We start from the raw sequence: 13,214 nt of genomic DNA on the forward strand, positions 1-13,214 counted from the left end.
TACTAGCTGGGCTATATTTACAACTGCAGCGCATGCAACCTTTAAAAGGCCAACTATCGCAACCGGTAGCTGGCCTTTTTTATTGCCTGCGATTTTAGTCTGAATGCAGCCATTGCTAGCCCCTGTCGCGCCTAATGCAGTAGAATAACGCTCTTTTTTGTTTTGACTGAGTGAGACAGTAATGTATTCCTTGCGTGGCGCAGCGGCTTTATCCCCTTTTCGCATCGAAAAATTGTTGCAGAGCATCCGCGCGGAAGTGGCGTCGGTATCTGCGGTAGTAGCTGAATTCGTATATTTTGCCCAGGCCGAGCCTCGCCTGAGTGACGCTCAGTTGAGCGCATTGCGCGATTTGCTCAATGATGGTCAGCAAGTATCACCGACGACACCTGCCGGGCAACTGCGTTTGGTGGTGCCACGTCCCGGAACCATCACCCCCTGGTCCACCAAGGCCACTGACATTGCTCATCACTGTGGCTTGGACAATCTGGCGCGCGTAGAGCGCGGCATTGCCTACTACGTTACTTCCAACCAAGCGCTGACTGCGGCTCAGTTGCGTGCAGTGGATGCCTTGATTCATGACCGCATGACCGAGCGTGTGCTGGCGGATGCGGACGATGCCGAGGCTCTGTTTTCACATGCCCAGCCTGCGCCGATGCGTACTGTGGACATTTTGGGCAATGGTCGTGCGGCACTGGCCGCCGCAAACCGCAACTGGGGTTTGGCGCTGGCCGAGGACGAAATCGATTACCTGGTGGAAAACTACACTGCGCTCAAACGCAATCCTTCCGATGCGGAGTTGATGATGTTTGCCCAGGCCAACTCCGAGCACTGTCGTCACAAGATTTTCAATGCCGACTGGGTGATCGATGGCGAAGCGCAGGACAAATCCCTGTTCGGTATGATTCGCAATACTTATCACAAGAGTCCCGAAGGCGTGCTGGTGGCCTACAAGGACAACTCGTCGGTGATTGAGGGACCGCAGGGCAGTTGGTTTTATCCGGCCGCCGGCACCAACGACTACGGCTACAGCGAACAGCCGGTCCACATCCTGATGAAGGTGGAAACCCATAATCACCCTACCGCGATTTCTCCTTTCCCCGGTGCCGCGACTGGCTCCGGCGGTGAGATTCGCGACGAGGGTGCCACGGGGCGTGGTTCGCGTCCCAAGGCCGGCTTGACCGGTTTTTCCGTGTCCAATCTGAATATTCCCGGCGCACAGCAGCCTTGGGAAACGCCTTACGGCAAACCCGATCGCATCGTGACCGCGCTGGACATCATGATCGACGGTCCGCTGGGTGGCGCAGCGTTCAATAACGAATTTGGTCGTCCTAATATCTGCGGTTATTTCCGTACTTACGAAGAAAAAGTCCCCGGCCCCAATGGCGATGAGGTGCGTGGTTACCACAAGCCCATTATGTTGGCCGGCGGCGTCGGCAACATCCAGGCCGATCAGGTGGAAAAGAACATCATTCCGCCCGGTTCGCTGTTGATCGTGCTGGGTGGCCCGGCGATGCTGATCGGTTTGGGCGGCGGTGCAGCTTCCTCCATGGAAACCGGCAAAGGCAGTGAAGACCTGGACTTTGCCTCGGTACAGCGTGGCAATCCGGAAATGGAGCGTCGCTGCCAGGAAGTGATTAACCGTTGCTGGCAGATGGGTGGCAGCAATCCCATTATCAGTATCCACGACGTGGGCGCGGGTGGTTTGTCCAACGCCATGCCCGAGCTGGTGAACGATGCTGGCCGTGGTGCACGTTTTGAACTGCGCGCTGTGCCCAACGACGAGCCCGGCATGTCTCCTATGGAAATCTGGAGCAACGAATCCCAGGAGCGTTACGTGCTGGCCATTGCGCCGGAAAGCCTGGAGCTGTTCGAGGCTTTGTGCGAGCGTGAGCGCTGCCCGTTTGCGGTGATTGGTGAGGCGCTGAAGGCGCGTCACCTGACCGTGGGCGACGGCCATTTCGACAATAATCCGGTCGATATGCCCATGGAAGTACTGCTGGGCAAGCCACCGAAAATGCTGCGTGACGTTAAGCGTCGTACGTTCCAGAAGCAGGAATTCGACACCATTGGCGTGGACATCAAGGACGCGGCTTATCGTATCCTGCGCCTGCCCACCGTGGCGGCGAAACACTTTTTGATTACTATCGGTGACCGTTCGGTGACCGGCATGGTGGCGCGCGACCAGATGGTCGGCCCTTGGCAGACGCCAGTGGCTGACGTGGCGGTGACCACGTCCGGCTATCACGGCTACACCGGAGAGGCCATGGCCATTGGCGAGCGCACGCCGATCGCGTTGCTGCATCATGCGGCCTCGGCGCGCATGGCGGTGGGCGAGTCGCTGACCAATCTGGCCGCGGCGGATATTGCCGATTTGTCCCGCGTGGTGCTGTCGGCCAACTGGATGGCACCGGCCGGTCATCCCGGCGAAGATGCTGGTTTGTACGAGGCGGTCAAAGCGGTGGGCATGGAGCTGTGTCCCGAATTGGGCATCGCCATTCCCGTGGGCAAGGACTCCATGTCCATGAAGACTGTCTGGGAAGAAAAGGGCGAGAAGAAGGCTGTGACTGCGCCCTTGTCGCTGATTTGCTCGGCGTTTGCCGCAGTTGGCGATGTGCGTCGCACCCTGACGCCTGAGTTGCGTACCGACGAAGGCGATACCGATCTGATCCTGGTTGATCTGGGCAAGGGTGCCAACCGCATTGGTGCGACGGCCCTGACCCAGGTCTATAAGGCCATTGGTCATCATCCGGCCGACCTGAATGATCCGCAGGCGTTCAAAGCCTTCTGGAATGCCATTCAGGAACTCAATCGCGATGGTCTGCTGCTGGCTTACCACGATCGTTCCGACGGCGGCCTGTTCGCCACGGTAGCGGAAATGGCGTTTGCCGCGCACACAGGTGTCAGCATCAAGCTGGATGGTCTGGGTGATGATGCAGTGCGTGCGCTGTTTAACGAAGAATTGGGCGTGGTCGTGCAGGTTCGTCACTGTGACACCGATGCGGTGATGGAAGTGTTGCATCAGGCCGGTTTGGGCAAGCACAGCTTTGTCATCGGCAGTCTGAACGACAGCGACAAACTGGTAATTACCCGTGGTCACGACACCCTGTTGAGCGAATCCCGTCTGGATCTGCAGCGTGCCTGGACGGAAACCACCTACCACATGCAGTCACTGCGCGATAATCCCAAGTGTGCCAAGGAAGAATTCGACAGCCTGCTGAACGCCAAGGACAGCGGTCTGAATGTGTCGCTGAGTTTTGATATTAACGACAACGTCGCCGCGCCGTTCATCAACACTTCGCGTCCACGTGTGGCCATCCTGCGTGAGCAGGGCGTCAACGGTCACGTGGAAATGGCCGCGGCATTTGACCGTGCCGGATTTACTGCGGTGGATGTGCACATGTCCGACATCATCAGCGGTCGTCTGGCGCTGGATGAGTTCAAGGGACTGGTGGCCTGCGGCGGCTTCTCCTACGGTGACGTGCTGGGCGCCGGTTCTGGTTGGGCCAAGTCCATTCTGCTGAACAATCGCGCCCGTGATGCCTTCGAGGCATTCTTCAAGCGCGAAGACACCTTCGGTCTGGGCGTGTGTAACGGCTGCCAGATGATGTCGCAGCTGAAAGATCTGATCGACGGCGCGGATCACTGGTCGCGTTTTGTGCGCAATGAATCCGAACAGTTCGAGGCGCGCTTCTCGCTGGTGCAGATTCCCGAGTCGCCCTCGATCCTGATGGCGGGCATGGCCGGCTCGCGCATGCCGATTACCGTGGCGCACGGTGAAGGCCGCGCGTTATTTGCCAATGACGCACAATTGAACAGTGCTCAGGGCATGGTGACGCTGCGTTACGTCAACAGCGACGGCAGTACGGCCAGCACCTATCCGGCCAACCCCAATGGTTCGCCGCAGGGTATTGCTGGTCTGACCAGTCGCGATGGCCGTTTCACCATCATGATGCCGCACCCCGAGCGCGTATTCCGCGCCGTGCAGCATTCCTGGCAGCCAAAAGGTTGGCTGGAAGATGGCCCCTGGATGCGCATGTTCCGCAACGCCCGCGTCTGGGTGGGTTAACCTGTCTATTGCCGGCGGACGTACTGTCCGCCGGTGTTTTTTTCTGCGCTATTGATCTGATTTGTGGCGAATACCCTAATTGTGTCGTTGTTATTTCTCGTTGGATCGGCACAGATGTTGTAGGACTTTGTCTTGCGGCGCAAAACCACGAGTATTCGTCAAATTAAGTCCCGACTAAAGGAATTAATGATCCTGCCGTTTCCAGTCGGGGAGTCGGTTGTTGATCTTTTGAATAGTTGCTGGGTGCATGAGGGAGTGATATGTCACAAAATGGCTTGCAAAAAATTCTTTATGTTGAGGACGAGCCAGATATTTCGCAGATTGCCAAGTTGGCGCTGGAAAGCATTGGTGGTTTTACGGTTGAGGCATGTGAGAATGGCTTTGAGGCCCTACGGAAAGCCCCAGGATTTTGCCCTCAACTGATTTTGCTGGATGTGATGATGCCGGAGATGGATGGGCCGGCAACGATGCTGAAACTGCGTGCACTGCCTGGACTGGAGAAAACGCCGGTGGTGTTCATGACGGCCAAGGTACAGCCTAGTGAAGTGGAGAGCTACAAGCAATTGGGGGCGGTTGACGTGATAGCCAAACCTTTTGATCCCATGGGGCTGGCCGATAATATTCGGGCTATCTGGCAGCGCTGCCAGGCCTGAGTGGTGATGGATTTGTTGTGCAAGGGGGCTGAAGATGGCCCCTTTTTCGTTAAGAATCAGCCAAATGTGCATTGCATGCAGAAGGATTCCTCATGCTTTACTATCTGATCGCAATTGTGAAGTCGTTGGTGTTGTGGCTGGATTTTGTCCTGTTGACTGCCGTGATGTACCTGCTCAGTTTTTTGCCCCAAGCATTGCTCGATAGGTTTTATCCCGCGCTGTTCCGGTTCTGGAGTAATGCCTTCGTTCACGCAATCGGTGTTGATTTGCGATTGCACCAAAAAAACCTGAAGCCGCTGCCAGGTCAGTTCATTTTGATTGCCAACCATCCTTCTGCCTTTGAGGATATCGGCGTTCCTGCGTTGTTTAATGCATTTTCGCTGGCCAAGATAGAGGTGCGTGACTGGTGGATTGTGGGCCGGATCAGTGTGGCCGCAGGTACGTTGTACGTGCATCGAGAATCCCGAGAGTCCCGTGCGGCGGCCCTGGACGAGCTACTGGATACGCTGCAGCAGGGTAAGAGCATAGCCCTGTATCCCGAGGGTGGGTGCAAGGGGCGGCGGATCTTTGAATCATTTCGCTACGGCGCTTTCGACCTGTCGCTGCGTAGCGGCATTCCGATTTTGCCCGTATTTCTGCACTATGAGGCGCAGGAGGACTTCGAATGGGCCCCTCCACACACGCTGTTGCATAAAATCTGGCACATGATGACGAGTCGAAATAATCGAGCAAATTACTATGTTTTTGACGCCATCGATCCTAAAAATTTTGCAGATAAGGAGAGTTACTGTAATCATGTGCACAACATGTACCTGCAGTGGCAACAAAAATATCTGGAATAATTCTAACGATGCGAACCAAGGAAACGAGTACCCAGGTCTATTTTATCCGTCATGGTCAGACCGATTTTCCCAACGATCGAATTTATTGCGATGACAGGGAAGACCCTTCCCTTATTCGCCAAGGGTTGATTCAGGCAAAGTCTGCTGCGCTGTACTTTCAAGACGTTCCCATTGATGCTCTTTACTGTAGTCCCGCGTTGCGAACGCGCATGACTGCCGCAGAAGTGTCGCAGGTCACGGGGGTTGCCCCCGTGTTTGACGAGCGGCTGCGCGAACGGCGTTTTGGCATTTGGGAAGGGTTGTATTTCGATGAAATTGAGCGCCTTTATCCACAAGAGTACGCAGCCTGGAAAGCTGATCCGGTGAATTTTACCCCCGAAGGCGGTGAGACCATGCATGATGTGAACGTTCGCCTGCAATCAGGTTTGGATCACATCATGGCGGCTCATCAAGGGCGGGCGGTAGCGATTGTTTGTCATGTTGGTCCCATTCGGATGGCGGTAACCCGGGCATTCCATATTCCGGAGGACCAGTATCGACAGATAAGAGTTGATTATGCCGGCATAACAAGAATTGATTACGGGCGAACGATAAATAACCTTATTTTTCTTAACAATGTCCGATACAAAGGGTAGGCGGGGAAGTCTCAAGGTCGCTAAGACTACCCTAAGGATATCGGTGTAAATTTGTGATGTAGGCGAAAGGCCCTCAAATGATATGGAGATCTTGACGGGTATTTTCGAAGGTGTTAGATTTGGATGTGTATGGGTCTGCTGCTTGCTCCCTGCTCGGTTGCAGTCAGGTGTCGCTATCTTGGCTTATTGTGGGGCGGCGATAAAAGGCAGTAAATTCATGATGCTCATAATTTTGAGGAGGTTGCTATGCGTAAGGAATTTAAACTAGCGTCTGTTGCAGGCGCAATTTTGATGAGTGGATCGGCTTTCGCTGCGTTGCCGGGCGGAGCTGGTTCTGCTGGTGACGCTGTTCGTTACCAAAACTTAGGTTCAGGTACTAATCTGAGCTTGCCGACGTTCTGTCAGAATACCGGTAGCTGCTTTAAGATTGCGTCGGGTGACGGCTTCGTGCAGTACATGGTTGCTGGCGAAAACGGTCAAGTGGGCGGTGGTATTCCTTCTGGTGAAGTGTATATCTACACTTACATCGCCGAAGGGGATCCTAGTGCTAACGCAAGCTTGGACAACTACTTCCGTGACATCAGTTTCGTGCAGATGTCCAGCAACAATCCTGTGACCGGTGCTACTGCCGCTTCCAAGCCTGGTATCTACGGTCGCCAGATTATCAAGGAGCCTGACGCAACGGGTTCTTTCTATGCTGAAACCAATTTGGCTGTTGGCGATTGGGCCAAGCAAAACACGGCTGATCCATCTAAAGCTGCGGACATCACTTTGAAGCAGACGTTGGCGGATAACGGTGGCACGTTGGATCAAGTGGGCGATGATTTCAAAACTACGTTTGATTTTGCATCCGTTACTACCTCCACTACTACTGGTGGTGTAACCACCAAGTCTGTCAGCAAAACGATGGATATCGGTCAGTGGTTGGGCTTGGAAGTATTGGATAGCACCAAGTCACAAGAGATGACTGCTGGCGATGCCCAGGCGTTTGCTTACCGCTCCATGAGCGGCATCTACAACCCTAAAGCAGGTAAGGCCGGTACTGGTCGCGTTGCTAGCAACGGTACCAAACAGTACGTGGATTGGAATGCTGGTGACACTGTAGCTGCTACGTGGATTGGTCAGACCCTGACTATCAACGAGAACGACTACTCTGCCAAGTTCATGGATAGCGACTTTGCTTACCTGAGCTACCAGAACAAGAGCAAAGCTCCTAACGCGTCTGGTCGTTTCGAGTCTAGAATTGGCTTTAATGAGGCAGAAGCTGTGTATAACTTCGACAACGTTGATAACGGCCTGTGGAAGGCTGAATTCAGCGGTGGCGTGGTTGACAGAACTTACTTCGGCTACGAGCCTTGCTTGTCTGAGTCCAGTGTAACTGGCGCGAAGACTGCTGCGGATCCTGCTTGTACCAAGTAAGCTGATTGCTGCTGATGGATCAAAAGGGAAGGGCGTAAAGCCCTTCCTTTTTTTTTGCGTGAAGTTTTTTGCTGAAATCCACGGTTGTCGGTTGTGGCGAATCTTAATTTTCGGATGTGAATGTGTTAGTTTGTTTCTAAAGAAGTCTGAATGTTAAACGATGACTTATGTGGTGGTTGCTGATGATGGTTGCCCATGGAGCAAAACGCGGTTCTGCTGTCGGTTGTGTGCGATTGATGCGGAATGGGCTGCTTAGGATGAATGGGAGAAAAATAAATATGTTGCTTTCTTTGAGGTGGGTTGTTGTTGCGTCTTTGTTGGTGCCGGCCTTTGCTGTGGCGGCGGACGAAGGTGGGCAGCCCAGTGCTCTGGAAATTGTAAAACAGTGCGATAACAAGTATCCGGGAGAAGATCAGATTTCGCAGCTCACGATTTCGCTGAAAGATCAGGCGGGGAATGAAAGAAAAACCGTCTATCAGCGTTATTGGAAAGATATGAAAGGGCAGGAAGACGTTATCGATAAAATGACGCTGTTCACAACATTTCCGCCTGATGCCAAAGGCGCGGCGTTTATGCGCTGGGCATATTCCAGTGCGGTGGATAAAAATGCTGAACAGTGGATTTACCTGCCGGTGTTGCGCAAGATTCGGCGCGTTTCCGTGCGTGATTTAGGAGACAGTTTCCTGGGGTCGGATCTGACCTATGGTGATATCAGTCTGCGTGCTATTGAGGCTGATGAGCATAAGGTCGTCAGTATCGACAAGGATAAGTCTGGCCAGCAGTACTATGTGGTCGAAAGTACGCCAAAAGAGGCCAAGCCGCTTTATTCGAAGAGAGTTTCCTGGTTCAAAAAATCGGACCAACTGGCTGAATGTATCAAAGTTCGGGTTGATTATTTTGATACCAAGGGGAATTTCCTGAAGCGCCAATTGCTGCAATGGCAGAAGGTGGACAAGGCGTGGGTCTGGGATCGCGTTTTTGTGCAGAATGCACAGACTTTCCATTCATCGTTTTTTGAGGTGACTGACGTGAAAATTAATACCAACGTCAGCGAGGAATGGTTTACGGAGCGCAGGTTGCGTTTAGGATTAAAATAACGCTGGATGTTTTTTGCGCACTTTAAAAGCCGCCCCAAGGGGCGGCTTTTTTGTATTCGTTTTTGGGCACTGCTAGAATGTCGCCCAATATTTTTCCTGGGGGTGGCTAGTGTCCAAGTACGTGTTCTCGGCAATATTGTTGCTGGTTGCGCAATCTGCGATTGCTGCAGATGTCTTTCGTGGCAAGCAGGTTTATATGCAGCATTGTGTTGATTGTCACGGGCCGTCAGGTGAGGGCGTGATGGCGGGGGCACCGAATTTTACTCGAGGGGACGCCTTGCTCAAGGGGGATGTTGCGATGATGGGCGTGTTGCGCATGGGGCAGGGGGTGATGCCCGGCTACAGTGGTCTGCTTGACGAGAGCGAGATGGAAGACGTAATCGCCTATTTGCGGACGTTTTTGTGATCTGTTGGCGGTTGGCGCACGTTGTTGCTGCGGTAATGCTCTGGCTGGGTGTTGGCGTTTGCTGGGCAGCGCCTGAATACCGCGTGGTGGAGAGTTTTGAGGTCGGCAACAATGTCTACGTCCGCGCACTGAGCGTGGATGCAAAGCGCAACCAGTTATGGATAGGTACCTCTGTTGGTGCGGTGCAGGTTAATTTAAAAAATGGGGTCGCACTGCAGACCTATACCCGCGAGACGGGCCTGGCGAACGAGTACGTTTTCGCGGCGTTGGCGGACAAACAGGGCGATGTCTGGCTTGGAACCAACGGCGGTGGCGTGTCGCGGCTTACGCCCAAGGGATGGCGCACCTATTTTCCCATGCACGGTTTGGCCGATTATTGGGTGTACTCGTTTGCGGAGCAGACCAATGGCCAAATCTGGATTGGCACCTGGGCGGGTTTGAATCAATTTGATCGCCAGACCGGTAAATTCAAGACCTACGTTAAGGAGCTGGTAAACGAGTGGGTGTATGGTTTGGCGGTGGACGCCAAACAGCGTCTGTGGGTCGGCACCGAAGGCGGCGTCAACATGTTTGATGGCAAGCGATGGTCGGTGTGGACGCATGCGCAGGGACTGGGTGCGCCCAATGAGGAGCAGTTGCCTTTCAGCAATAACACCGGCCTGGGTACCAGGGATCGTCATGATCTGAGCGTGCACAATGACGGTCGGGCAACGTACAACCCCAACTATGTTTTTGCCATTTTGGTGGCCAAGGACCAACAGGTTTGGGCGGGTACCTGGGGTGGCGGCGTTAGTCGCTTTGACGGCACGCGCTGGCACAACCTCACGACCAAACAGGGGCTGGCAGGAAACATCGTTTATTCGATTGCGCAGGATGCCAGCGGCAATATGTGGTTTGGTACCAATCAAGGTTTGAGCCGCTACGATGGTCGTACTTGGCAAACCTTCAATCGTCGGAACGGATTGCTGGATAACAATGTCTATGCGCTGGCGGTAGCTCCGGACGGTGCTGTGTGGGCAGGAACGCGCCAGGGCGTGGCAAAGCTAACAATAACAAAATAATGCAGACGATTAACCGGATCTGCAGGGAGAAATCGTAGTGAAGTTGGATATAAAAAGTGTCGCGCTGATTATTGCTGTCGTGATCATTATCGCGATGGGCGCGTACATCATTGGCGTGAATCAAGGCGAAAAAAGTGGTCAGCCGCAGGCATCATCTGCTCAGGGCGGGATGTCGCCGAATCATCCGCCAGTTGCTGGGCAATTTCCGCTCGAACACTCAGCCAGCAGTGGCAAGTTTAGCCACTTCCGTGTGGGCAACCGCAATGTGAAAGGCATGGCTGCAGACGATGGCTCTGTGTGGGTCGGTACGTCCGGCGGGGTATTGCGCTATGATCTGGCCAGCGATAATTACGAGTTGTTTGATGTAGCCAACGGCAGTTTGCTGTCCAACGGCGTTTTCCATGTTTCCCTGTTGGGGGATAAAATCGCGGTGGGCACGTACGGCGGCGGTTTGTCGCTGTACAACCCCAAGGATAAATCCTGGAAGAACTACAACATCCCACAGGGATTGGCGGATCAGTTCGTCTATGACGTTCAGCGTGTTTCCAACGGCGATGTTTGGATTGCCACCTGGTCGGGCGTGAATCGCATCAAGGGAGGTAACCTGGACGATGCTCGCCAATGGGAGACCTATAACCTGGAAAACACCCGTGGTGGTTTGCCCAATGACTGGGTGTATGGACTTGAGGAAGGTAAAGACGGCGCGATGTGGTTTGCCACTGAAAATGGCGTGGCGCGCTTCAAGGATGGCAAATGGCAGAATTGGCAGCATAGCGCGGGTCTAGGGGCGCCGCTTGATCTGGTGAAAGCAGATATTCAATTCAATCGCGACCCTGGCGAAGCCTCGCGACATCATGCCAGACAAAAAGAAGAGCAAGGCCTGCAGGACGTCAACGTTGCCTATAACCCTAACTATGTCGTGTCGCTGGAAATTGATGGTCAGGGTACTGTCTGGGGCGGAACCTGGGGGGCGGGTTTGGCTCGCTTTGATGGTACGCAATGGAAAAACTTCACAGTCAAGGACGGACTGCCGTCCAACCATGTGTTTATGCTCTATCTCGATCCGCAAAAGCGGTTGTGGATTGGAACCAGTCAGGGATTGGCGCGTCTGAACGAGGATGGCAAGACTTTCTCGGTTTTGACTCGTCAGGATGGATTGTTTGCTGACAACGTATTCTCCATGGCCAGCGCCGATGACGGCAGCGTCTGGGTAGGCAGCTTTGGCGGTGTTGCGCGTCTGCAAGGACCTTTGTAGCTTGTTTTTATGTCCAAAAGCCGCCCGTTGAGGCGGCTTTTTTATTTCTTCGTGAGTATCATTGACCTAATGTCGTGACAAATTAATATCGGGATAATGGAAAGCGGGATATAATTCGTCATAAATTTGACGTTTATGCCTTCCGAACACCTGCTTGGATAGGCTTTGTTGCGTTGGAAGTAGTGTAACATAATGAAAAGCCTGGGAATTCGTCTTGCTATCGTCATCTCTATCGTCCTTGCCGGATTGATAGCGGTTGCTGGTCTGTTTTTGGAGCGCAGTCTGTCTCGATCCATTCAGGATGAGGGGGTTGAGCAGGCGCAGCTGCACGCCCAGACAATTTTGGGTAGTTTGGTGACGCTGATGCTCAATGGCAATGGTACCTTGGCCCGCGAGTGGCTGGACCGTTTACACGGTGTTGCGGGTATTGAAGACATCGGCGTGCTGCGCACCGATGGCACTCCGGCGTTCACCGATTTAAGTACTGTCCATGCGGTAAACGCATTTTTGGGGGACCCCCGTTTTCATCGCGAACAAATCACGCAGTTTGAGTCCAGCCGGCCTTTGCCTAGCAACATGTTCCGTCAGGCCTTGTCCGGGCAGACTGCCTACGAGCTAACCCGCGATGGCGTTATCACTATTGCCATGCCGATTCAGGCGCAGATGGAATGTCTGACATGCCATGGCTACGAATCCAATGTATTGCGCGGTGTGCTGAGTCTATCGCTGGATAATAGTGCGATGCTGCAACGCATCCGCGATATGCGCCATGCCATCATTATGGGCGCGATTGCAATGGTAATGATTCTTGGACTAGCTCTGTGGCTGGCGCTGAAATTTCATGTGCTGCGTCCCATCGAAAGTTTGCGGGCAGCCCTGGTCAGAATGACCCAGGGAAGTACGGAGCAGCCGCTGGCGGTTGATCGTCAGGACGAGTTGGGGCAACTGGCGGGTGTGTTCAATCGCATGCAGTCCGAGGTGCGCGACAGTCAGCAACGGACCCGGGCAGTGATGGATAACGTGGTCGATGGGGTGCTGACATTGCGTCAGGATGGCACCATTGAAATGATTAATCCGGCCACCAAGCGGTTATTTGGGTACGGCGATGACGAACTGCTTGGGCAGCATGTTGATGTGCTGATTCCAGAAAAATTCCGCCGCAGTGCCGCCGGGATTATTGCCGAGCTGGGTGTGCCTCCTGTGCTGGGAACACCGTACGAAGTAACGGGGCTGCGCAGCAACGATTCGACTTTCCCCATGGAAGTGACGGTCAGCGAGATGGAGGTGGGCGGTAGCCTGTACTACATCGTGACCGTGCGTGACATTACCACCCGCAAGGCGCGCACCGCCGCGTTGCGCTACCAGGCTCTGCATGATGCGTTAACGGACCTGCCTAATCGCACGCTGCTGATGGATCGATTGCAGCAAGGCCTGCGCAAAGCCAATCGCACGGATGGCACCATGGCCTTGCTGCTGATGGATCTGGATCGTTTCAAGGAAGTGAATGACACCCTGGGTCACCATGTGGGTGACAAGTTGCTGCAGCAGGTGGCTTATCGTCTGCGTCATGTATTGCGCGAGTCGGATACCGTTGCGCGTTTGGGTGGCGACGAGTTTTCGGTGATTTTGCCCGATGCTGATGCGCGTCAGGCGGTGGTGACGGCGCAGAAAATCATCAAGGCGGTAGAAAAAACGATCAATGTGGAAGGTAACGATCTGCACGTGGGGGCCTCGGTGGGCGTGGCCATGTTCCCGCAGCATGGTGATACCGCCAATGTGC

General features: G+C 54.0%; 10 protein-coding genes. All 10 read left to right on the top strand.

Features of this window, described 5'->3' with window-relative positions:
- Window positions 1-181 precede the first annotated feature (181 nt).
- The gene (gene purL / locus OEW58_09790) at window positions 182-4,066 is read left to right on the top strand and encodes a phosphoribosylformylglycinamidine synthase (protein MDH5301641.1); all 3,885 of its coding nucleotides are present in this window, start codon (window positions 182-184) and stop codon (window positions 4,064-4,066) included.
- A gap of 260 nt (window positions 4,067-4,326) precedes the next feature.
- A complete protein-coding gene (locus tag OEW58_09795; GenBank protein ID MDH5301642.1) occupies window positions 4,327-4,719 on the top strand; it encodes a response regulator in 393 nt (130 codons plus the stop codon).
- A gap of 92 nt (window positions 4,720-4,811) precedes the next feature.
- Window positions 4,812-5,561, top strand: a complete 750-nt coding sequence (locus OEW58_09800) for a 1-acyl-sn-glycerol-3-phosphate acyltransferase (GenBank protein ID MDH5301643.1) — start codon at window positions 4,812-4,814, stop codon at window positions 5,559-5,561.
- An 8-nt stretch (window positions 5,562-5,569) separates the two neighbouring features.
- A complete protein-coding gene (locus tag OEW58_09805) occupies window positions 5,570-6,196 on the top strand; it encodes a histidine phosphatase family protein (GenBank protein MDH5301644.1) in 627 nt (208 codons plus the stop codon).
- Window positions 6,197-6,442: 246 nt separating this feature from the next.
- A complete protein-coding gene (locus OEW58_09810; GenBank protein ID MDH5301645.1) occupies window positions 6,443-7,615 on the top strand; it encodes a hypothetical protein in 1,173 nt (390 codons plus the stop codon).
- Window positions 7,616-7,893: 278 nt separating this feature from the next.
- Entirely contained in the window at window positions 7,894-8,712 is an 819-nt protein-coding gene (locus OEW58_09815) for an outer membrane lipoprotein-sorting protein (protein MDH5301646.1), read from the top strand.
- A gap of 109 nt (window positions 8,713-8,821) precedes the next feature.
- Window positions 8,822-9,118 carry a cytochrome c gene (locus tag OEW58_09820; protein ID MDH5301647.1) on the top strand — a complete coding sequence of 99 codons (297 nt, stop codon included), beginning with the start codon at window positions 8,822-8,824 and terminating at the stop codon, window positions 9,116-9,118.
- Window positions 9,115-10,179 (top strand): regulator, encoded by a 1,065-nt coding sequence (locus tag OEW58_09825; GenBank protein MDH5301648.1) that lies wholly within the window; start codon window positions 9,115-9,117, stop codon window positions 10,177-10,179. Before OEW58_09820 ends, OEW58_09825 begins: the two co-directional genes overlap by 4 nt.
- Before the next feature lie 37 nt (window positions 10,180-10,216).
- Complete coding sequence (locus OEW58_09830; protein ID MDH5301649.1) at window positions 10,217-11,434, top strand: regulator; 1,218 nt, start codon at window positions 10,217-10,219, stop codon at window positions 11,432-11,434.
- A 192-nt stretch (window positions 11,435-11,626) separates the two neighbouring features.
- Window positions 11,627-13,214 (top strand): diguanylate cyclase (locus OEW58_09835; protein MDH5301650.1); only part of this gene is annotated, 1,588 nt, incomplete at its 3' end.

It is taken from the genome of Gammaproteobacteria bacterium, assembly GCA_029884425.1.
Lineage (GTDB): Bacteria > Pseudomonadota > Gammaproteobacteria > S012-40 > S012-40 > JAOUHV01.